Genomic DNA, 22163 nt, shown 5'->3' with positions numbered 1-22163 from the left:
ACAGCGCGTTTTGGGCTACGCCGGAAAAAAGTGCCAACAATGTAACCCAAGCCGCAAGTCATGTACATGGAGCATTCTTTTGCGTGTTAAGAAATCTCTGGATCATGCTCGCATGTTGCGCAATCTCCTCGCTCGCCCCTGTCGATATTCCTTATACTTAGCCCGACACCGGCTTCGCTGACGGTGCACTTTTCGGATTTTATTCAGATTAACGAGTACGGAAGCAACATCATGAAAATGCGTGCAATAGTGCTGGCCCTGGGTACGACGCTCCTGCTGAGCGGCTGTCAGAACATGGATTCTAATGGCCTGATGTCGTCTGGTGCAGAAGCCTTCCAGGCGTATTCCCTGAGCGACGAGCAGGTTAAAACGCTCAGCGATCAGGCCTGTAAAGATATGGATGCCAAAGCTACACTCGCCCCGGCAAACAGTAACTATACGCAGCGTCTGAATAAGATTGCTTCCGCGCTGGGCGATAACATCAACGGCCAGCCGGTAAACTACAAGGTGTACGTGGCGAAAGACGTGAACGCCTTCGCGATGGCGAACGGCTGTATCCGCGTCTACAGCGGGCTGATGGACATGATGACCGACAACGAAGTTGAAGCGGTTATCGGCCACGAAATGGGCCACGTCGCGCTCGGCCACGTGAAGAAAGGCATGCAGGTTGCGCTGGGCACCAACGCCGTTCGTGCGGCGGCGGCCTCTGCGGGCGGCATCGTCGGCAGCCTGTCCCAGTCCCAGATCGGCGACATGGGCGAGAAGCTGGTCAACTCCCAGTTCTCCCAGCGTCAGGAATCTGAGGCAGATGATTACTCCTACGATCTGTTGCGCAAACGCGGCATTAATCCATCCGGTTTAGCCACCAGCTTTGAAAAACTGGCCAAGCTGGAAGAGGGTCGTCAAAGCTCCATGTTTGACGATCACCCGGCCTCGGTTGAACGCGCGCAGCATATTCGCGACCGAATGGCCGCAGACGGAATTAAATAATATTATGGGGAGGCAGAGTTGCCTCCCTTTTATTTCGCATGAATTGCCAACTTAACAGCACGTATCGATAACACCCCCGTAAGCCCCGCCAAATCTGGCCCGTCCTCTGAAACGTCTGGTCACATAATTATTGCAATCGTTAACCTTTCCGGTAATTATCAAATGCGCAGTCATTCAAATTAATATATCCATACAGAGACGTTCCCTCCGTGAAAAAAGAATTATCATTAATTGCTTTAAGTTTATTCGCCGCATTACCTGCCGCTGCAAGCCAGCAATCCGACAGCCAGGGTTTTATCGACGACAGCCATTTAGACCTGTTTTTACGCAATGCGTATATCAGCCGTGATTACCATCAGGGCCAGCAGGATAAAGCCGAATGGGGTCAGGGCATCGTCGCCACCTTTGCATCCGGGTATACCGAAGGGCTGGTGGGTTTTGGCGTGGACGGTATCGCGCAGTACGGCGTGCGTCTGGACGGCGGCCGCGGCAAGAGCGGCGCGGGCGGCATCGACTTCTTTAAGCAGGAAGACGACGGCCGGGCAAAATCCGATCTGGCGAAGTTTGGCGCGACGGCCAAAATGCGCATCTCCAATACCGTGCTGAGCTACGGGAACCAGCGTCCCGAGCTGCCAATCGTTACTGCCGATAGCTCCCGCCTGCTGTTTGAAAGCTACACCGGCACCCTGCTGACCTCGAAAGAGATCGACGGGCTGGAAGTGAACGCCGGTTACTTCACCGACGAGCAGCGTAAAAGCGACGACCGCCACGACAGCGGTCTGAAAAGCCTGACCTTCGGCGGCGCAAGCTACCAGTTCAACGATCAGTTCAGCGGCGCGCTGTACGCCTCTCATAACGAAGAGGTGATGAACAAGCAGTATCTGGGCATGAACTTCAAACAGCCGTTCAGCACCGGACAGCAGCTGGTGCTCGACTTCAACGGCTACAACTCGCGACTGGATCAGGGCTACGCGGACAGCCTCGACACGGGCCGCAGCAACACCATCTGGAGCCTGGCGGCGAGCTATATCTGGGATATTCATACCTTCAAGGTGGCGTACCAGCAGAGCAGCGGCAGCACCGGCTACAACTACGGCGGCTATCGCGACAAGGGCGGCGTGGGTGACGGCGGCAACACCATCTGGCTGGCGAACTCCTACTGGTCTGATTTCAACGGCGAAGACGAACGCTCATGGCAGGCATCCTACGGCCTGGACTTCGGCGGCCTCGGCCTGCCGGGCCTGAGCTGGACCACGGCCTACGTGCGCGGCGACAACATTAAAACGTCTGAAACCAGCAACGGCAAAGAGCACGAGTGGTTTAACCAGCTCCAGTACAAGGTTCAGGACGGCCCGGCGAAAGACCTGACGCTGCGCCTGCGCTACTCCGTGCTGCGCGTCTCCAGCAACGCCAGCGACTACAACGTGGGCGGGGATGAGATCCGCGCTTACGTGGAATACCCGTTTAACGTGTTCTGATTTATCCCCTCACCCTGCCCTCTCCCCAAAGGGGAGAGGGTGTACTCAATCCCCTCTCCCCTTTGGGGAGAGGGTTAGGGTGAGGGGAAATAGCTAATAAAGCGTCTTCTGCGGCGGCCCGGCAAACTTCAGCGCGCCAATCTGCCCCATTCGCACTTCGACTACCGACGGCCCCGGCATCGCCAGCGCCTCCGTCATCACCGCATCAAAATCCTCTGCCCGCTCAACGCTCCACGCCTGCAGGCCAATCGCCTGTGCCAGCAGGGTAAAGTCCGGCGTATGCAGTTCGTTGTAGTACTGACGCCCGCCGAAATACTTATCCTGAATACCGCGCATCACGCCGTAACCGCCGTCGTTCATGATCAGCAGCGTCACGTTGGCTTTTTCCTGCGCCAGCGTTGCCAGCTCGCCGAGGTTCAGGCTCAGGCCGCCGTCGCCCACCAGCCCCACCACCTTGCACTGCGGGTTGGCGATCGCGGTGCCGATCGCCATCGGCAGCCCCATGCCGATCGCCCCGGCCAGAGAGTGAATGTTCATCAGCGGGCCGTTGGCGCGGAACAGTCTGCTGCCCCACAGGCTGCCGGACACGGTGATATCGCGCACCAGCAGACCGTCCTTCGGCAGCGCCTTCTCGATGGCGTCGTTGAGCTTCGTGTAGGCGCCGCACTGCTCGCGCAGCCCCTGTTCGGCCTGCTCAACCGCCTGCTGCACCTGCGTATCCCACTGCGCGTTGCCCCACTCGCGGCCCTGAATTTTGTCTGCAAGCGCGCCAAGCAACGCGGAACAGTCGGCTATCAGCGTGTTATCCATCAGATAGTTACGGCTTGCCGCCGCCGGGTCGATATCAACCTGCACGCGCGGATGCGGCAGCTCCAGCGTCCAGGAGCGTGTTTCGTTGCTGCGCAGGCGTGAACCGGCGACCAGCGTAAAGTCGCACTGCGCGATGAGTGCTTCCACCGACGGCGAGTTGTGGAACGCCCTCAGGCTGGCGCGATGGACGTCCGGCAGCACGCCGCGCGCGTGGGTGCTGGAGATCACCGTCACGCCCGCGTCCGCCAGCTTTTTCACCGCGTCAGCGCTACCCAGCGCCCCGCCGCCCAGCCACAGCAGCGGCTGTTTTGCCTGCTTCAGCTGCGCCCACAGTGCGTCAACCGTCGCGGGATCGACGGCTGGAACCGCAGCCGGTTTCACCGGTTTCGTCACCAGCGACAGCGGGATTTTCGCGCCCTGAATATCAATCGGGATTTCCACAGAGACCGGCCCGCACGGCGGCGTCTGCGCCTCCTGAATGGCCTTGTGCAGAATGGCCACCGCCTGGCTGGCGTTGCTGATGCGGTACGCCCGCTTTGAGCTGGCCTTGAGGAAGGTCAGCTGGTCGCGGGTTTCGTGGATAAACCCGGTGTCGGCGTCCAGCCACGCTTTCTCCACCTGGCCGGTTAAATGCAGCAGCGGCGTGCAGGCGTTCATCGCTTCCACCAGCGCGCCTACCGCGTTCCCTGCCCCTGCGCCGGTGCTGGTCAGCGCCACGCCGAGGCCGGAAAAGCGCCCGTGGGCGTCGGCCATGGTGGCGGACCCCGCCTCGCCGCGCGTGGGCACGAAGCGGATGTTGCCCCGCTGCCCCACCGCGTCCGCGATCGGCAGGTTGTGAATGGAGATGACGCCGTAGATGGCCTCAACCTGATACTGCTCCAGCGTTCTGGCGATGGCGTCGCCGACGGTTATCATTTCGCTCATTGCTCACCCTTTCTCAGTCGCACCAGTGGTTGACGCTATTACCCGTCGCCAGATAAATGCTCTTTTGCTGCATCCAGGCCTTCAGCCCCTGAATGCCCTTTTCGCGGCCCAGACCGCTCTCTTTAAAGCCCCCGAACGGGGTCGAAATCGCAAAAACTTTGTAGGTGTTGATCCACACGGTGCCAGCCTCCAGCTGCTCGCTCAGGAACAGCGCGCGTCCGGTATCGCGGGTCCAAATCCCCGCCGCCAGGCCATAAACCGAGTCGTTTGCCTCGCGGATAAGCGTGGCTTCATCGCGAAACGGCATCGCCACCAGCACCGGGCCGAAGATCTCCTCCTGACACGCGCGGGCGCCGTTGCTCAGCCCCTCGATAATCGTGGGCAGGAAAAAGCTGCCGTTTGCCAGCGCAGGATCCGCCGGGCTCTCCCCGCCGCACAGCACGCGGCCCCCCTCGCGCTTCGCCAGCTCGACATATTCCTGCACGCTCTGGCGATGCTTATTGCCGATGAGCGGCCCCACGTGGACGCCGTCGGTAAACGGATGCCCGACGCGCAGCCCGCGAGTTATTTCCAGCAGCCGCGCCATCAGCGGCGCGTAAATGCTCTCGTGGATAAACAGCCGCGATCCGGCGATGCACGCCTGCCCCGCCGAGCTGAAAATGCCGTAGCAGATCCCGCGCGCGGCCTGTTCAATATCGGCATCCTCCAGCACGATGGTGGGGGATTTTCCTCCCAGCTCCAGCGAGGCCGGGATCAGCTTTTCCGCCGCCACGTGCGCCAGATGACGGCCCGTGGTGGTCCCGCCGGTAAAGGAAATTTTCCGCACGCGAGGATGGCGCGCCAGCGCATCGCCAATCACCGAGCCTTTGCCCGGCAGCACGCTCAGCAGCCCGGCGGGCAGCCCCGCCTGTTCAAACATTCGCGCCAGCTCCAGCGCCATCAGCGGCGTGGCTTCGGCGGGCTTAAGGATCACCGCATTACCCGCCGCAATGGCCGGCGCGACCTTCTGCATCTCGCTGGCAATCGGTGAGTTCCACGGCGTGATGGCGGCCACCACGCCCAGCGGCTCGTAGCGGCTCAGCGTCAGCAAATCCGGCTGGCGCGGCGTCGGAAGCTCGCCTTCCAGCAGCTCGCAGGCAGCGGCAAAGTAGCGCGCCGTTCCCGCCGCGCTCATCACCAGCCCGCGCGCTTCCCCCAGCGGTTTGCCGTTATCGCGGCTCTGCATCTGCGCCAGCTCGTCCACGCGGGACTCAATCAGATCGGCAACCTTGTGCAGGATCTTCGCGCGGACGTGCGGCAGGCTGCCGCGCCACGCCGGATCGCGCCAGGCGCGCTCTCCGGCCTCAACCGCGTCCTGCAGATCGTCGAGGCTTGCCGCATGTAACGTCGCATTAAGCGATCCGTCAGCCGGGAAATGGCTCTGCATCGGATTGCCGCCGCCGCGCCGCCACTGGCCGCCGATAAAAATCTTCAGATCGTCCATCGTCACTCCTCAGCTCAGGGCCAGTTCACGGCAGGCGCGCACCGCGCTCAATGCCGCCAGGGTGGAGGTTTTAGGATTAGACGCCAGCGGCAGCCCGCTCAGCTCAAGATGGAACTCGCCGAACATGCCTTCCACGTGCAGCGTGTGGGTGTTGCGTTTCGTTGCCGGGTCAACCATCAGCTGCACGCGGGTGTCGTCCATCCCCACGCCGCCGAGCGCCACGGTCGCCGCCACGTTGGCATTGGCCGGGAACAGGCGCGCCGCCTCGCGGGCGCTGCCCTCGAAGAATACCTTTGCCTCAGAAACAGAATTGAGATCGATAAGCTGCTCGGCGTAGCTGCCGCGCCAGCTGGCCGGGCTTTTGCGCGACCGGTAGGTCACGCGTTCCAGCCCGCCCTCTTTCGCCGCCGCCAGCCCGTCGATACCGGCAACCGCACCGGAGAGCAGCGTCAGCCTGCCGCCCGCCGCGTGCAGGCGCTGCTCCAGCGCGCTGTCCGCCAGCGCGCCGGTGGAGATAACGGCCAGATGCCAGCCGCGCCCTAAAATCGCTTCGCCATACTGCGCCACCGCCTGCTGGCTGGCGCACTCCAGCACCAGATCGGGCGTTTGCGTGCAGTCCATCGGCGAGGCCAATGCCGTTACCGCATCGCCAAACTGCGCGCGGATCGCCGCGTGGTGAGACTCGCGCGCCACGATCCAGCCGATAGCGACGCCCGCAGGCAGACGCTCAATCACCGCCTGCGCCATGGCGCCAAAGCCAATTAACATGACCTTTTTCATGATGCGTCCTTACAGATGGCGGCAGAAGCCGCCGGAAACGTCCAGCGCGGCGCCGGTGGTAAACGAGGCCAGCGGCGAGGCGAGAAACAGCAGCGCCTGCGCGGGCTCATGCGGCTTGCCGAGGCGCGCCATCGGAATGCCGCGCCTGCGCGCGATATCCGCCGTCCATTCCGGCCAGCTCTGGCTTTTGTCCGTCCGGTTCTCAAAGCGGCGCTGCCACTGCCCGGACTCCACCATGCCGAGCAGAATGGAATTGACGCGGATGCCCTTGCCCACCAGCTCTTTCGAGAGCGTGAGGGTCATGTTCAGCAGCGCGGCGCGGGCGGCGGAGGTGGCGATCATGTGCTCCTCAGGCTGCAGCGCCAGCAGGGAGTTCACGCAGGTGACAGAGGCGATGTCGGACTGCTCCAGCAGAGGCTGAAACGCCTGTACCGGGTTGATCACCCCGAACAGCTTCAGCTCGGCCTCGTGCAGCCACGCCTCGCGCGGGGTATCGTGGAAATGCGCCACGTAGCCCTGCCCGGCGTTGTTGATCAGCATATCCGCCCCGCCAAAGCGGGCCTGCACCGCGTCCGCGAAGGCCTGAATCTCGTCGGCGTTCAGCACGTCGCAGCGGTAAGCGAAAATCTCCCCGTTGGGGTATTCGTTTTGCAGCGCCGCACGGGCGCTGGCGAGCCGGTCCGGATCGCGGCCGCAGAAGGCGACTTTTGCCCCCTCGCCCAGCAGCAGGCGCAGCGTCTCAAAGCCAATGCCGGACGAACCGCCGGTGACCACCGCCACGCGGCCGTCAATGTGTGCATTCATCGCGCACCTCTTCGTTAATGCGTAAAAGCTGTTGGTTGAAAAACGCGTCGTTATCGAGATAGCTGGCGTGCCCGGCCTGCGGAATGGCGACAAACGGCATGCCGTAGCGCAGCGCCAGCCCCTGCACCAGCTCGGGCTGCGTGATCGCATCCTGCTCGCCGCACCAGACTTCAAACGTGCCGGAGTAGCCTTTAAGCCAGCCGTGAATGTCGTCGTGCGCCAGCATCCACGCGGCGGCAAGGTAGCCTTCCGGGCGCAGCTTGCGCATTCCTGACGCCACGGTGGCGACATCTTCCGCACGCGCGCCGGGGCGCAGCAGCTTCGCGGCGCGGGTCTGGGCGAGGATCTCACCGCCGAGCGCCATCTGCTGCTCGCGGCTGCGCCAGACCTGCTCGCGCTGCTCCGGCGCGGCATTGCCGTATCCCTGCGCGGCGTCCGCTAGCACCAGATGGATGACGCGCTCAGGGAACTTCGCCGCAAATGCGCTGGCAATCATTGCGCCGAGCGAATGGCCGACCAGCACCGCCTGCCAGACGCCCGCGCGGTCAAGCATCGCCGCCAGCGCGTCGGCGTAATCCCCCGCGTTCGCCCGCTCAACCGCCAGCATCGGGCTTTCGCCATAGCCGGGCATGTCCCACGCCAGCACGCGAAAGCCATCCAGCGCCATCTGCTTGTGCCAGGAGGCCGCGCCGGAGCTGATGCCGTGCAGCAGCATCAGCGGGATGCCGCTTCCCTGTTCACGAAAACCCGTCATCATGCCCCCTTAGTTCCGCTTCACTTTGGACAGCGGATGATCGGCGGGATAGGTCGGGATTTCCGGCTTGTTGGTTCCCAGCATGACGCACATCAGCGCCTCTTCTTCGCCGTGGTTAAACAGCCCGCGGTAGATGCCCGCCGGAACGGAGATCAGGTCACGCTCGCGCAGCACGGTTTCGGTGTAGTTGTCGCCGTCCTGGATCATCAGCGTGATCTGCCCTTTGAGCATGAAGAACACCTCCTCCACGTCGTCGTGCAGGTGCAGCGGCCCTTCGCACTTCGACGGCAGCACCATGGTGGAGAAGGTAAAGTGGTCTGCCTGCACGGTGTTGGTGTCGTTCGCCACGCCCGTTGCGCCGGTGCCGATATAGCGCATCTGCGCCCGGCGGTATTTCGGGTCAAAGTCGGCCTGGAACTTCAGCGCGTTCCAGTCGTACTTGCGGCCTTCGAAGCGCGCGATGCGCGACTCGATCCACTCTTCCATCGTCAGGTGGTCAGGCTTGATGCCAGATGTGTTGGTTACGGTTGAATCAGTCATGACACTCTCCTCAGTAACGTCTCAGCAGCGGCAGTAACAGGACGCAGCCCACCGCCGCCATCACCGCCAGAAAAATCAGCCCGGAATCCATGCTGTGGGTGAAGGCGATTAGCGCGCCCATCACCGCCGGCGACAGCGCGCCCGCAAAGTTTCCCAGACCGTTGAAAATGCCGCCCGCCGTGGCGCTCACCCGCGGATGGGTGGCCTTCGCCAGCAGGGCGAAAATGTTGGGTGCGCCGGTACCCCACATAAAGGTGCTGAAGCTCATCGCCGCGATAACGGCCAGCGGGGCGTCGAGGTGCATCACCGCCGCCAGGCCTACTGCCGCCCCCGCCATGGAGATAAAGCAGGCCGCCGCGCGCTTGTCGACCCGGTCCGAGAGCCACGCGCCAATCACCTCGCCCGCCAGCATGGCGATGAACGGCATCGACGACAGCCAGCCCGCGTGCTCCAGGTGAATGCCTTTGCCCTTGATCAGGTAGCCCGGCAGCCAGCCGTTGATGCCCCACAGGTAGGTCAGGAAGGCGATGTTAAAGATGCAGATGATCCAGAAGTGCGGGCTGACGAACAGCTCGCGGCGCGCGGCGCGGCGCTCGTCCTGAGACGCCTGCGAGGTGCCGGGCTTCGCCTCCAGGCGGATCCCGCGCAGGCCGATGCGCACAAAGAGAAGCACCGGCACGGTGAGCATTGCCATCACGAAGAAGGTGCTCTGCCAGCCGAAGGTGTTCAGCAGCCAGAGGGAGAGCGGGAAACCAATCGCCGCGCCCACCGGCGTGCCGAGCAGCCACAGCATGGTGGCGCGCGCCTGCAGATGCTGCGGGAAGTTGTGGCGCACGATGGCGAAGGCCAGCGGGAACAGCGGCCCTTCCGCCACGCCCAGCAGAATGCGCAGGACGATCATCAGCGTGTAGTTATGGGTGAAGCCCATCGCCACCATCAGCACGCACCACACCGCCATCATCCCGGTGAGCAGGCGCAGCGGCGCGATTTTGTCGCCTAAGCCGCTTAAAAATACCGACGAAAAGCCGTAGCTCAGCAGGAAGGCGCTCATCAGAATGCCGAGGCGCGTGGTGTCGAAATCGATGCCCATCGCCTGCTGGAAATGGGTGTCGGAAAACAGCGCCGCGATGCTGATTTTGTCGAAGAACGCCAGCAGCACGCAGGCCAGCAGCGACAGCGGGATGGCCCAGCGCACCGCTTTTTCGGGCGTGCGGGTTCCCTCACCGCCTGCCTCAACGGGCGCGGTGTTGGTCTCTAATGTGGTCATGTCTCCCCCTACGGGTGCGGGTTAGCTATCGCAGTGACATCAGTGAAAAGGTCGGGTCGGCGAGCGGCACGTCGGACAGATCCCGCCCCGCCGCCATCCAGCGCTTCGCCAGCTTGACGGTGCGCGCATCGTCGAACGCCACCAGCTGCGTCAGCCGCCCGCTCTCGTCCAGCGAGAAGAACAGCGACTCTTCGCGCACGACCGTTGTGCTCCCCGGCTGCGGAATGCCGAGGATCTGAATGTTGTGCTGGTATTGATCCGACCACAGCCACGGCGCGTCGTCGTAGCCCGGCGCGTCGGGGTTGAGCATCGCCTTCGCCGTCGCCACCGCCTGATTCTGGGCAAAGGCCCAGGACTGGATGCACAGGCCGTAGTGATGGTGCTGGGCCACGTCGCCCGCAGCGAAAATAAACGGATCGGAGGTGCGCCCCTGGGCATCCACGACGATCCCGCGTTCGGTTTCAAGCCCCGCATCGCGCGCCAGCTCCAGATTGAGGTCGACGCCGATCCCGACCACCACCGCATCGAACGTTTCACGCTGGCCGTCGCAGTGGATAATCGGCAGGCCGTTATCGTCCTCCAGCTCCAGCGCGCCGCAGCCGGTGCGGATATCCACGCCCTGCTCGCGATGGAGGTTTTCTAAGCGCTGCGACACCTCGCCGCTCACCGAGCGCATGCACAGCGCGGGCTGCTGTTCGAACAACGTGACCGCCACGCCGCTCCTGCGCGCGGACGCGGCAATCTCCAGGCCGATCCAGCCGCCGCCGACAATCGCCAGGGTTTGGCTTTCCGCCAGCCGCCCCTTCAGGCGCTGCGCGTCCTGCCAGTGGCGCAGGGTATAGACCTGCGGATGCGCTGCCCACGCCTCACCGGGCAGGCGCGCCCGCCCTCCGGTGGCAATTAAAAGGATGTTGTAACTAAGATGCTCGCCGCTGCTTAAACGCACCGTTTTCGCGTCGCGGTCAATCTGCTCCGCGCGCAGCGGGCGGTACCAGCTCAGGTTCAGCGCCCGCTGGGCTTCGTCGGAAAACAGGCGCGGAAGGGCCGCGTCCGGCTCCAGCAGAGAGGCTTTCGACAGCGGCGGGCGCTCGTAGAAATCCCACTCCTCTTCCGCCACCACGCAAATTTCGCCGTCGAAGCCCTCGTCGCGCAGGGTTTTCGCCGCCCAGCCGCCCGCCTGGCCGCCGCCGATAATGACAATGCGCGACGTCATACCGCCTCCGGCTTTTTCTGCTGGCGGCGCGTGTCGTGGTCGATCCCGCCTTCCACCGCCCATTCGGTAAAGGAGACCAGCGAGTGCTCCAGCTCGCGCGGCTGCCAGTTTTCGGTCAGGTAGTCGTCGTTGGTGTAATACTCAAACGCCCCGCCGGTCGGGCTGTTGACGTACCAGAAGTACGCCGACGACACCGGATGGCGGCCCGGCCCGATAAAGGTGCTCCAGTCATTTTTATTCATCGCGATACCGCCGCCGATCACCTCGTGGATGTCGCGCACGGTGAAGGCCACGTGGTTCAGCCCGCGCCTGCGGTTCGGCAGCTGCAGCAGGAACAGGTTGTGGTGGCCGCCGCGCGCGCCGCAGCGCAGGAATACGGCGCGGTTGATGTAGCGGTCAGAGACCTGGAAGCCAAGCACCTCGCGGTAGAACTTTTCTACCGCCGCCAGCTCCTCCACGAAGAACACCACGTGCCCGACGTTGATGGGCTGGGCGCGATCGTAAACCGGGCTGGGGGTGTCGATCCGGCGGGCGTCGCCCCACTGGTTAATCGGCTCGACGTTCAGCTCCACGTCGGTCTGCTGGCTGACCTGCACGCGCAGCGTCATGCCGTTCGGGTCAAGGCACTCCAGCGCGTCGCCCACCTCGCGAAAGCCGGGCTGCTGCGCAAGCTTCGGGCGCAGCGTGTTAAGTTCTGACCGGCTCGCAACCGCCCAGGTCATGCGGCGCAGGGTGTTGCCCGCCTCAAACGCGGGCGGCAGGTCCGGGCTGTCGATGGGGTTCAGCTCCACGCGCGCGCCGCTCAGGGTGGTAAAACGCTGGCCGCTGGCATCGCCCGTCAGGCCAAAATCACGCATAAATTTGGCGCAGTGCGTCAGGTCTTCTACGCCAAATTCCAGCTTTTCAATTCCGGTTACACTCATCGTTCGTTGCCTCATCTGGCCCAAATTGGGCGTAAAACATGCCCGACGCGGTCAAGCGCCTGACGTTAACTCACTGATTTAACTGGCCTGTGACAAGTACCCTAAGAAGCCAGAAATTTTATCCGCCGCGAGGCGAACCTCGTTCTGCAGACGCTCGCGGTCGGTCTGGGGGATCTCCTCCGACGGCACCAGAATGCTGACCACCGCCGAAACGCGTCCGCTTCGGTCATACACCGGATAGACGATGGAGGAGATGCCGTGGCGGAAGAAGGATTCGCCGATCACGTACCCGCGGGCTTTGTCCTGCTGCACCATCTGCCACAGGGCTTCGCGGTCGTGAAGCTGTCCCGGCGTGTTGCCCGGCAGGCGCTCGTGCGGGAACAGCTGTTCAAAATCGGCGCGGGACATATCGGTCAGCAGCATGCGGCCAAGCGAGGTGCAGTGCACCGGCAGGCGGGTGCCGATGCTCACCTGATTGATGCGCGATCCGGCGGCGCTGACGCGGGCGATGTAGATAATGTCGCGCCCGTCGCGGATCGCCAGATGGCTGCTGCACTGGCTCACGTCGCGCAGCTGCTCGATGACCGGCTGGCCAACCTGCGCCACGTCCAGCGAGGCGATGTACTCAAAGCCCAGGCGCAGCACGTTCATGCCCAGCGAGAAGGTGTTGGTGCGCGCGTTGCGCTCCAGAAAACCCATGAACTCCAGCGTCTGCACCACGCGGTAGGCGGTCGCCTTCGGCATATCCACCAGCCGGTGCAGCTCGGCAAAGGTCAGTTCGCGATGCTGCTCGCCAAAGGCCAGCAGCAGCTGTAAACCGCGCTCCAGCCCCGGCACCAGATACTTCACTTCCCGATCGTTTGCCATCTTCGCCATACCTCAGTTAAAGACAAAACCGCCGTTGACCGGGATCAGCTGTCCGGTGATAAACCGCGACAGATCGCTTAACAGCCACACCACGCTGCCGGTAACATCCTCCGGCTGCTGCGCGCCCGCGAGCGCGCGGCCGTTTTCGTAGAGCTGATGGCGTTCGGCGGGCACATATTCGGTCGCCTCGACGCGGGTTAGTCCCGGCGCGATGGCGTTGATGCGAATGCGCTTTTCGCCCAGCTCGCGCGCCATCGAGCGGGTCATGGCAATCACGGCCCCCTTGCTGGCGACGTAGGCCATCAGGCGCGGCGCGCCCCACAGCGCGGTGTCGGACGCCACGTTCACGATGCCCGCCCCTTCGCGAAGCAGCGGCACGGCGGCGCGCGTCACCAGCCAGGTGCCTTTGACGTTCACGCTCATCACGCGGTCCCACAGGTCCGGATCGTAATCGAGCATATTTTTGCCGCCCACGCCGGTCGCCATCGCCGCGTTGTTGACCAGGCCGTCAATCTGCCCCTGCTCGCCAATGGCGCTGAATACTTGCCCGATAGACTGCGGATCGGCCAGATCGATAGCGTGTGATTCGATCGCATAGCCCTGCTCGCTCAGCCCGTGGGCACTTTCGGCCAGCTCGCCCTTGAGGATGTCGCACATCACTACCTTTGCCCCCTGCTCCGCGCAGGCTTTGGCAAAGTGGTAGCCCAGCCCGCGCGCGGCGCCGGTCACAACGATGCGCTTTCCGCTCAGCAGCCCGTTCATCAGGCGGCTCCCTGCTGTTCTTCACGTGCGGCCAGCTGCTCTTTGGCGGCCTTTTGCATCATGCGGCGCAGGCGGGAGAGGCCGACGTCGTGCTGGTAGAGGTATTCATGCTCGCGGGCATTCGGGGCCAGGCTTTCCAGCACCACGCGGTCCTGCTCCAGCACTTCCCAGTGCAGTTTTTCCAGGCGGTTGCGGTACATGAAGCGCCACATGTCGCGCTGCCAGCCCTGCACGCGGCGGATGCGCCAAAAGAAGACGCGGCAGTTGTCGTTATCTTCCGGCACCACCATGCCGACGATAAAGAAGTGGCCGCCCGGTCCGAAGCGCTTCTTATACGGAATGGAGAGGCGCATCCAGCAGGTGCCGCTGTTGCCCAGCTCAACCCAGTCGAAGTTGATGCCGCTCTGCCCTTTCTTCTCAAAGATGAAGCCGGTTTTTGTCGGCTGGAGCACCATGTCGGCCTTACGATCCCCTTCCGCCATCGAGTGCGACGACGAATGCAGATAGGTGCCGTGCATCGGGTCCATCACGTTTTCCAGCGCGTACTGGTAGTTGCACTTCCACGCGGCGGTGCAGAGGAAGTTGCTGAAGCTTTCCGTGTCGGCAAGTTCATCCGGGAAGGTCAGTTCGTCCGGCTGCTGGTCAGCGGTGACGCCAAACCACAGGAAGATAGCGCCGTGCGCCTCCTGCACGTTATAGCTGCGCACGCACTGCTGGCCGACCAGCGGGCATTTATCCACGGCGGGCACATCTTTTACCTCGCCGTTGCCCGCCACTTCCACGCCGTGATACCAGCAGGAGATACGGTCGCCGAGGTTCCAGCCCATCGACAGGCGCGCGCCGCGGTGCGGGCAGCGGTCTTCCAGCGCCTGCACCTGGCCGTCTTTGTTGCGCCAGACCACAATCTGCTCGCCCAGGCGGGTGATGCCCACAGGAGCAGACTGCACTTCCCAGCTTGCCAGCACCGGATACCAGAGGCCGCGCAGGCCTTTATCGAGATAGTTTTGTACGGTCGTCGTCATCGCGTTGCCCTCAGTAGCCGTTAACCTGTAAGAATGCCTGGAAGCTGGCGTCGCTCCACGGCTCGCCCTGCTGGTCGTGCATGCGCACCGCGTTCAGCCCGTTCACCAGCTCCGGTAGGGTTTCAACGCCCTGTTCAAAGAGTTCTTCCAGCGTGGCAATCAGGTTCACCTCCCAGCTTTCCGGCACGCGGCTGCGGGTCTGCCAGATCAGGTTCTGGTAATCACCCGGCTTATGGATCGCGCCGTTGCCGCCCTCCGCCGGCGGGGTAAACTGGCGGCTTTCCGGCAGCGCCGGGTTGTAGTTCAGGGTATCGCTCATGCCACGGTCTCCTCGACGAAGGTAATCTGGATTTGGTTTTCATAGACCCGAACCGGGTAGCGGTTGAGGTTGCGCCCCCCGGGGCCGTGCAGGCATTGGCCGGTTTTGACGTCGAACACCGCCTCGTGCAGCGGGCATTCCACCTTGCCGTCCTCCACGAACCCCTGGCTGAGCAGAGCGTAGGCGTGGGGGCATACGTCCTCCAGCGCGTAATATTCGCCGTCAATCAGGTAAACGCCGATCTCTTTACCCTCGACGCTGCCGCTAAAAGGGAAATCTTCCTGTACTTGTTCTGCGTCACATACGCCTATCCAGCTCATCACGATCCTCCAGGCTTTTGTTTCATATATGAAACTCTGTTTCTTATTTAATACGGTCAATATAAAAGCGATGGATGTTTCGTCAAGCGTCAATGTGACGAATTTGTTAATTAGATAGTAATAAATTAACTAAGTGTGCAAAGGATCACGAAAAAATGCAGCGATATGAAATTTTCATTTTTGCGCCGTGATAAATACGTTTTTTTAATAGCCGACTATTTTGAATAAAACATATTGACTTCTTTTCTTTTTGTTCCTTAAAAATAAAATAACGTCACATCCTCGGTGTTTCACCAGTGAAACTTACATTTTATTTATTCTTAATAAACAAGGAGTTTCACCTGTGAACCATTTTAGCTCCGTGACAATCACACTTATAAAAATATAAACAGATGAAAACCTAAGGCGGGCATGATGACGGCAAGATGGCAAGGAACAATTGCACTGTTATTACTGATTATTATTTCCTACGTCGACCGGGTAAATATCTCGGTCATGATTTTAAACCCGGAATTTGCCGAGCATTTTCAGCTAAATGAAAACAGAATGTTACAGGGAATGCTCATGACCTGCTTTCTGCTGGGTTATGGATTTTCCGCTTTATTATTAACACCGGTTATTGAAAGCAAACTCCATTACCGTCAGGGATTATTAAGCAGCATTGCGATTTGGGCCTTGGTCTGCGCGGTTTCGCCGCTGCTCGGCTCGCTGATGGGGATGCTCGTCGCACGCCTGATTTTAGGCATTGCCGAAGGACCGCTCTTTTCGCTGAAAACGCGCTTTATTAGCGATAACTTTAGCGCACAGGAGATAGGCAAACCCAACGCCGTGACCGCGCTGGGCGTCTCTCTCGGGCTGGCCGTGGGCTTTCCGCTGGTCACCTGGCTGATGGCGCATCTTGGCTGGGCGGGGTCGTTTTACGCGCTGGCGGTGATGAATCTGGTGCTGGGCGGCGGGCTTATCTGGCGATTCCTGCCCGCGCCGCGCCGCCTCCCGACGACGAAAAAACCGGGGTTTGCGCAAACCTTCACGATGGCCTGGCAGACGCCGCTGCTGGGCTGGATCCTGCTGGTTGAAATCGCCACGCTGAGCTATCTGTGGGGAAGCAGTGCGTGGCTGCCCGCATGGCTGCGTGACGAGCACCACTTCTCGCTGCACGCCACGGGCATGCTTGCGGCGATCCCCTTTCTGCTGAGCCTGGGATCTAAATTCCTCGGCGGCGTGCTGCTCGACAAAATGCGCCCGGAGCAGGCTCCAGTGCTGTTTGTGGTGGGCGGGACGCTGACGGCGCTCTCCGTGGCCGCCCTGATGCTCAGCCACCAGCCCGCATGGCTGGCGCTGTTTATGCTGTCCGCCAACGTGTTCTGGGGGCTTCAGGGAGCGGCTATTCCTGCGGTGATCCAGCATCACGCCGCACGGGAGGCGGTGGGCAGCGCGTACGGCATTATCAATGGGATCGGCAATATCTGCGCGGCGTTTATTCCGCTGCTGATGGGGATGGTGATGAAATCGGTGGGTTCGGTAAGCTCAGGCTTTTCGGTATTGGTGGTGTCGCAGGTTATCACCCTGCTGGCGGGCGGAATGCTGCTGCTGCGCATGCGTCGCGCAGCAGCAGTGAGCGCGTAAGGCTTACTCGCCTTTTTTCGCCGCCTGGATGTAGAGCATTTCCAGCGCCAGGGTCGCCGCGGCCAGCGCGGTGATCTCGGACTGATCATAGGCCGGCGCCACTTCCACCACGTCCATCCCGACGATGTTCAGATCCTTCAGGCCGCGTACCAGCTTGATGGCGCGGTCCGAGGTCAGGCCGCCGATCACCGGCGTACCGGTACCCGGTGCGAACGCCGGATCCAGGCAGTCGATATCGAAGGTCAGGTACACAGGCATGTCGCCGACGATCTGCTTAACCTGCGCCAGAATGTCGTCCACGCCGCGATCGTTGACCTGGCCCGCGTCCAGCACGGTGAAGCCGTTGTCTTTGTCGAACTCGGTGCGGATACCGATCTGCACCGAGTGGTTCGGGTCGATCAGGCCTTCGTTCGGCGCGGTGTAGAACATGGTGCCGTGGTCAAACTCGCAGCCGTTCGCGTAGGTGTCGGTATGCGCATCAAAGTGCACCAGCGCCATTTTACCGAAGTGCTTCGCGTGGGCGCGCAGCAGCGGCAGGGTCACGAAGTGGTCACCGCCGAAGGAGAGCATGCGCTTGCCGGCCGCCAGCAGCTTCTCGGCGTGGGCCTGCAGCTTTTCGCTCATCTCACGCGCGTCGCCGAAGGCGTACACCAGGTCACCGCAGTCCACCACGTTCAGGCGCTCGCGCATGTCGAAGTTCCACGGGAAGCGGTTGTGCTCCCAGGCCAGGTTGGTAGACACCTGACGGATCGCTGCCGGGCCGTGACGCCCGCCCGCGCGGCCTGAGGTGGCCATATCAAACGGTACGCCGGTGATCACCCAGTCAGCGTCGCTGTCGTACGGCTGGAAGTTCATTGGAAGGCGTAAAAAACCAAACGCGTTAGATACCAGAGAGTTATCGTACTGATGACCTAAAGTGCTCATGTCCTGACCTCTTTTAAAGTCGATACATTAAAAACAGATGAAAAAAAATCCCCTCCGCGTCGTTAAACCCGACGAGGAAGGGATTGATTCGTAAATCGCTTATTGGGGCGAATTATCGCCGGTAATGCGTACGGGTTCAAGAGAGTATAGGGCATCGTGCGGTCTTTGCCCCTCACCCTAACCCTCTCCCCAAAGGGGAGAGGGAATTTGAACACCCTCTCCCCTTTGGGGAGAGGGCTGGGGTGAGGGGAAAGGCAGATGTCTTACTCGTCTTCCAGATAAGTATACCCGTACAGACCCGCTTCAAACTCTTCCAGGAACTGCTGCTGCAGCGCGTCGTCCAGACCGGTGTTTTTCACCTGGTCGCGGAACTGGGTGAGCAGTTTTTTCGGATCGAGCTGAACGTATTCCAGCATGTCCGCCACGGTATCCCCTTCGTCAGACAGCTCGACTTCCACGTTGCCGTCAGGGAAGACGAACACGTCAACCGCTTCGGTATCACCGAACAGGTTGTGCATGTTGCCGAGGATCTCCTGGTACGCGCCGACCATAAAGAAGCCCAGCATCGGCGGGTTCTCCGGGTCGTATTCCGGCATTGGCATCGTCGTGGCGATACCGTCGCCGTCAACGTAGTGGTCGATAGCGCCGTCGGAATCACAGGTGATGTCCAGCAGCACCGCACGACGTTCCGGAGCGTGGTTCAGCCCTTCAAGCGGCAGAACCGGGAACAGCTGGTCGATACCCCAGGCATCCGGCATTGACTGGAACAGCGAGAAGTTGACGTACATCTTGTCCGCCATGCGTTCCTGCAGCTCGTCAATAATCGGACGGTGCGCGCGGTTGCTCGGGTCGAGCTGCTTCTGCACTTCATGGCACATGTTCAGATAAAGCTGCTCCGCCCACGCGCGCTCCTGCAGGCTAAAGGTGCCTGAAGAATAACCCACGTGAATATCGTGCAGATCCATCTGGCTGTCGTGCAGCCATTCGCGCAGGGAGCGGCGCGTGCCCGGCTCGTGCATTTCCTGCCAGGTTTCCCACATGCTTTGCAGGGAACGCGGGGCATCGTCTGCCGGAGGGGTCGCTTCGGTGATTTCGCTACGCTCAACGCCGATGATGTTAGAGACCAGCACCGTATGGTGCGCGGTGACCGCGCGACCGGACTCGGTGATTACCGTCGGATGCGGCAGGCCGTTCTCTTCACAGGCATCGCCGATCGCCCAGATGATGTTGTTGGCATACTCGTTCAGGCCGTAGTTCACCGAGCAGTCGGACTGCGAGCGGGTACCTTCGTAATCCACGCCCAAGCCGCCGCCCACGTCGAAGCACTGAATATTCACGCCAAGCTTGTGCAGCTCCACGTAGAAGCGCGCCGATTCACGCACGCCGGTAGCGATGTCGCGAATGTTGGCCATCTGCGAGCCGAGGTGGAAGTGCAGCAGCTGAATGCTGTCGAGACGACCGCGCTCGCGCAGAATTTCCACCAGCTGGAGCACCTGGTTCGCCGCGAGGCCGAACTTGGATTTTTCGCCGCCGGAGGACTGCCATTTACCGGAGCCCTGCGACGCCAGACGCGCACGCACGCCAAGGCGCGGGATAACGTTCAGACGCTCGGCCTCTTCCAGCACGATGGCGATTTCGGTCATCTTTTCGATAACCAGATAGACCTTGTGGCCCATCTTCTCGCCAATCAGCGCCAGACGAATGTATTCACGGTCTTTATAGCCGTTACAGACGATCACCGAACGGGTCATGCCCGCGTGCGCCAGAACGGCCATCAGTTCCGCTTTGGAGCCGGCTTCCAGACCCAGCGGTTCGCCGGAGTGGATCAGGGATTCAATCACGCGGCGGTGCTGGTTTACCTTGATCGGGTAGACCAGGAAATAGTCGCCGTTATAGCCGTAGGATTCACGCGCGCGCTTGAACGCGGCGTTGATGGAACGCAGGCGATGTTGCAGGATCTGCGGGAAACAGAACAGTGCAGGCAAACGCTGGCCCTGTGCTTCGCGGGCTTTCACCAGCTTGGCGAGATCCACGCGCGCTTCAGGGACGTCCGGATCCGGGCAGACGCTGATGTGGCCCAGCTCGTTGACGTCGTAGTAGTTATTGCCCCACCAGGCAATATTGTAGGTGCGCAGCATCTTGCTGGCTTCCTCGGAGCTCATCGCAACCTCCTGCATAGAACGTAGTACACCCTGTTCGCCCGCTGACGAAGGCGAAAAAGAAGACATGTCGTCAGACATAGCGAACCTCAACTCTTTGTATTAAGTGTAAAACAGTTGACTACTATCGCAGCGTTATACGGCGATAACAACCCATAAACGGCTCCGTTTCCCAGCAGAGTGTGCTGAAATCCAGACCGTGCGACCGGTTTCTTATTCATATCATTGTAAAACACGTATCCGAACTCTGTATGACAGGTTCGGCGAAACCACGAGAAAACTCTTGTATAAACAAGAGCGCCCTTGTTCAGTTTTTCAGAGCACGCAAGCGTCTCTGAAGATCCTGAGAAGCGCCGAGATGGGTCTAACATCGGCAGGTTTGCAGACTAAAATGCGGGTTGCGGGAATCACGTTCCGCGCGCCGCGTTTTATACCGAGAAGGGGGCTAAAAAGCAAAACAAAAATGCGCCCGTTGCCAGCGCCGTCAGGAAATATTTCCAGCTGTGTTTTCAACGCAGTGAGAGCTGAGTCAAAAAAAACTGGAAATCGGGTGAAGAAGTGACCTAAAATAGACGTCCAGATGTTAATCCATCCATACTGATTAACACTCAGACTGCCAGTGTCAAAATCCTGCAGGCCTTGGTAGAATTATCTCCTATGGCTATTCCACACAGCAGCTTGAGCTAACCAAATTCCTCTTAGGTGAAATAAAAAATGGCAAAACACCTGTTTACGTCCGAGTCCGTATCAGAAGGACATCCTGATAAAATTGCTGACCAAATCTCCGATGCGGTGCTGGATGCGATCCTGGCGCAGGATCCAAAAGCGCGCGTAGCGTGTGAAACCTATGTCAAAACCGGCATGGTTCTGGTTGGCGGTGAGATCACCACCAGCGCATGGGTTGATATCGAAGAGATCACCCGTAACACGGTGCGTGAGATCGGCTATGTGCATTCTGATATGGGCTTTGATGCCAACTCCTGCGCGGTACTGAGCGCGATTGGCAAACAGTCTCCGGACATCAACCAGGGCGTTGACCGCGCCGATCCGCTGGAACAGGGCGCGGGCGACCAGGGCCTGATGTTTGGCTACGCAACTAACGAAACCGACGTGCTGATGCCAGCGCCCGTCACTTACGCACACCGTCTGGTGCAGCGTCAGGCCGAAGTGCGTAAAAACGGCACCCTGCCGTGGCTGCGCCCGGATGCGAAAAGCCAGGTCACCTTCCAGTACGACGACGGCAAAATCGTGGGTATCGATGCGGTGGTTCTGTCCACTCAGCACTCCGAAGATATCGACCAGAAATCCCTGCAGGAAGCAGTGATGGAAGAGATCATCAAGCCGGTTCTGCCGACCGAATGGCTGAGCTCTGCAACCAAATTCTTTATCAACCCAACCGGACGCTTCGTTATCGGCGGCCCAATGGGCGACTGCGGCCTGACCGGTCGTAAAATCATCGTGGATACCTACGGCGGCATGGCGCGTCACGGTGGCGGCGCGTTCTCCGGTAAAGATCCGTCTAAAGTTGACCGTTCTGCCGCGTACGCTGCACGTTATGTGGCGAAAAATATCGTCGCTGCGGGCCTGGCCGACCGCTGTGAGATCCAGGTTTCCTACGCAATCGGCGTGGCTGAACCCACCTCCATCATGGTGGAAACCTTCGGTACTGAGAAAGTGCCTTCAGAACAGCTGACCCTGCTGGTGCGCGAGTTCTTCGACCTGCGTCCATACGGCCTGATTCAGATGCTGGATCTGCTGCACCCAATCTACAAAGAAACCGCTGCATACGGTCACTTTGGTCGTGAACATTTCCCATGGGAAAAAACCGACAAAGCCGCCCTGCTGCGTGAGGCTGCAGGTCTGAAGTAATCGACCCACAGCGTTAAACGGGCCAGCCTTCGGGCTGGCCTTTTTTGTGTCGGGTGGCGGCTGCGCCTTACCCGACCTACGGGTCCTGAGGCGTTTGTAGGCCGGGTAAGGCGCAGCCGCCACCCGGCAATACTTGAAACCGTTTACACCACGCCAAATATATCCCGCTTTCAGAATAATCTCTTTGCATGATCGCCTTTCTTCTGCTGTTACATTTTATTTCAGTTAAGTCTGAAATGTGTACTTTCGCGATGCACATCACCTCGTTTAGCTCTATATTTTCAAAGCTTTAATCATTTTTACGGTTTCACGTTAGTGTAACCGATTAC

General features: G+C 60.7%; 21 protein-coding genes. 4 read left to right on the top strand and 17 right to left on the bottom strand.

The window, feature by feature from the left end:
- Nucleotides 1-231 precede the first annotated feature (231 nt).
- Both loiP and E0L20_RS08550 read left to right on the top strand, forming a co-directional pair.
- Nucleotides 232-990: a metalloprotease LoiP gene (gene loiP / locus E0L20_RS08555; RefSeq protein WP_131633589.1), complete on the top strand. Its 759-nt coding sequence runs from the start codon at nt 232-234 to the stop codon at nt 988-990.
- Nucleotides 991-1199: 209 nt separating this feature from the next.
- On the top strand, nt 1200-2468 hold the full coding sequence (locus E0L20_RS08550; RefSeq protein ID WP_131633588.1) for an OprD family outer membrane porin: 1269 nt from the start codon (nt 1200-1202) through the stop codon (nt 2466-2468).
- Between the two features lie 93 nt (nt 2469-2561).
- Here the strand turns inward: E0L20_RS08550 and E0L20_RS08545 are convergent, their stop codons facing one another.
- The 14 genes from E0L20_RS08545 to E0L20_RS08480 all read right to left on the bottom strand — a co-directional run bounded on the left by E0L20_RS08545 (nt 2562) and on the right by E0L20_RS08480 (nt 15256).
- On the bottom strand, nt 2562-4202 hold the full coding sequence (locus E0L20_RS08545; RefSeq protein ID WP_131633587.1) for a thiamine pyrophosphate-binding protein: 1641 nt from the start codon (nt 4200-4202) through the stop codon (nt 2562-2564).
- A 13-nt stretch (nt 4203-4215) separates the two neighbouring features.
- A complete protein-coding gene (locus E0L20_RS08540; protein WP_131633586.1) occupies nt 4216-5685 on the bottom strand; it encodes an aldehyde dehydrogenase in 1470 nt (489 codons plus the stop codon).
- A gap of 9 nt (nt 5686-5694) precedes the next feature.
- Entirely contained in the window at nt 5695-6465 is a 771-nt protein-coding gene (locus E0L20_RS08535; protein WP_131633585.1) for an aspartate dehydrogenase, read from the bottom strand.
- 9 nt (nt 6466-6474) lie between these two features.
- Nucleotides 6475-7269: an SDR family oxidoreductase gene (locus tag E0L20_RS08530; protein WP_131633584.1), complete on the bottom strand. Its 795-nt coding sequence runs from the start codon at nt 7267-7269 to the stop codon at nt 6475-6477.
- Entirely contained in the window at nt 7253-8023 is a 771-nt protein-coding gene (locus E0L20_RS08525) for an alpha/beta fold hydrolase (protein ID WP_131633583.1), read from the bottom strand. The genes E0L20_RS08530 and E0L20_RS08525 overlap by 17 nt, the downstream gene beginning before the upstream one ends.
- 9 nt (nt 8024-8032) lie before the next feature.
- On the bottom strand, nt 8033-8563 hold the full coding sequence (locus E0L20_RS08520) for a cupin domain-containing protein (RefSeq protein WP_131633582.1): 531 nt from the start codon (nt 8561-8563) through the stop codon (nt 8033-8035).
- 10 nt (nt 8564-8573) lie between these two features.
- Nucleotides 8574-9830 (bottom strand): MFS transporter, encoded by a 1257-nt coding sequence (locus E0L20_RS08515; RefSeq protein ID WP_131633581.1) that lies wholly within the window; start codon nt 9828-9830, stop codon nt 8574-8576.
- Between the two features lie 25 nt (nt 9831-9855).
- Nucleotides 9856-11043: an NAD(P)/FAD-dependent oxidoreductase gene (locus E0L20_RS08510; RefSeq protein ID WP_131633580.1), complete on the bottom strand. Its 1188-nt coding sequence runs from the start codon at nt 11041-11043 to the stop codon at nt 9856-9858.
- A complete protein-coding gene (locus E0L20_RS08505; RefSeq protein WP_131633579.1) occupies nt 11040-11966 on the bottom strand; it encodes a VOC family protein in 927 nt (308 codons plus the stop codon). The genes E0L20_RS08510 and E0L20_RS08505 overlap by 4 nt, the downstream gene beginning before the upstream one ends.
- A gap of 78 nt (nt 11967-12044) precedes the next feature.
- Nucleotides 12045-12833, bottom strand: a complete 789-nt coding sequence (locus E0L20_RS08500; RefSeq protein WP_131633578.1) for an IclR family transcriptional regulator — start codon at nt 12831-12833, stop codon at nt 12045-12047.
- Nucleotides 12834-12845: 12 nt separating this feature from the next.
- Nucleotides 12846-13595, bottom strand: a complete 750-nt coding sequence (locus E0L20_RS08495; protein WP_131633577.1) for an SDR family oxidoreductase — start codon at nt 13593-13595, stop codon at nt 12846-12848.
- Nucleotides 13595-14617: an aromatic ring-hydroxylating oxygenase subunit alpha gene (locus E0L20_RS08490; protein ID WP_131633576.1), complete on the bottom strand. Its 1023-nt coding sequence runs from the start codon at nt 14615-14617 to the stop codon at nt 13595-13597. The genes E0L20_RS08495 and E0L20_RS08490 overlap by 1 nt, the downstream gene beginning before the upstream one ends.
- Nucleotides 14618-14627: 10 nt before the next feature.
- Nucleotides 14628-14936 (bottom strand): recombinase-like helix-turn-helix domain-containing protein, encoded by a 309-nt coding sequence (locus E0L20_RS08485; RefSeq protein ID WP_131633575.1) that lies wholly within the window; start codon nt 14934-14936, stop codon nt 14628-14630.
- On the bottom strand, nt 14933-15256 hold the full coding sequence (locus E0L20_RS08480; protein ID WP_131633574.1) for a Rieske (2Fe-2S) protein: 324 nt from the start codon (nt 15254-15256) through the stop codon (nt 14933-14935). The genes E0L20_RS08485 and E0L20_RS08480 overlap by 4 nt, the downstream gene beginning before the upstream one ends.
- 414 nt (nt 15257-15670) lie before the next feature.
- Here E0L20_RS08480 and E0L20_RS08475 point away from each other — a divergent pair, with 414 nt between their 5' ends.
- Complete coding sequence (locus E0L20_RS08475; RefSeq protein ID WP_131633846.1) at nt 15671-16882, top strand: MFS transporter; 1212 nt, start codon at nt 15671-15673, stop codon at nt 16880-16882.
- Nucleotides 16883-16885: 3 nt separating this feature from the next.
- Here E0L20_RS08475 and speB read toward each other — a convergent pair whose 3' ends face one another.
- The 3 genes from speB to yqgB form a co-directional block, all read right to left on the bottom strand.
- On the bottom strand, nt 16886-17806 hold the full coding sequence (speB, locus tag E0L20_RS08470; RefSeq protein ID WP_006811917.1) for an agmatinase: 921 nt from the start codon (nt 17804-17806) through the stop codon (nt 16886-16888).
- A 263-nt stretch (nt 17807-18069) separates the two neighbouring features.
- A complete protein-coding gene (gene speA / locus E0L20_RS08465) occupies nt 18070-20046 on the bottom strand; it encodes a biosynthetic arginine decarboxylase (RefSeq protein WP_131633573.1) in 1977 nt (658 codons plus the stop codon).
- An 8-nt stretch (nt 20047-20054) separates the two neighbouring features.
- The gene (yqgB, locus tag E0L20_RS08460) at nt 20055-20186 is read right to left on the bottom strand and encodes an acid stress response protein YqgB (protein WP_127312443.1); all 132 of its coding nucleotides are present in this window, start codon (nt 20184-20186) and stop codon (nt 20055-20057) included.
- Between the two features lie 493 nt (nt 20187-20679).
- On the opposite strand from yqgB, the gene metK reads away from it, so the two are divergent.
- On the top strand, nt 20680-21834 hold the full coding sequence (metK, locus tag E0L20_RS08450; RefSeq protein ID WP_010435443.1) for a methionine adenosyltransferase: 1155 nt from the start codon (nt 20680-20682) through the stop codon (nt 21832-21834).
- Nucleotides 21835-22163: the final 329 nt, after the last annotated feature.

Source organism: Enterobacter wuhouensis, assembly GCF_004331265.1.
Classification (GTDB): domain Bacteria; phylum Pseudomonadota; class Gammaproteobacteria; order Enterobacterales; family Enterobacteriaceae; genus Enterobacter; species Enterobacter wuhouensis.
The sequence above is the reverse complement of the archived record's forward strand: the minus strand, read 5'-3'. Positions and strand labels throughout refer to the sequence as shown.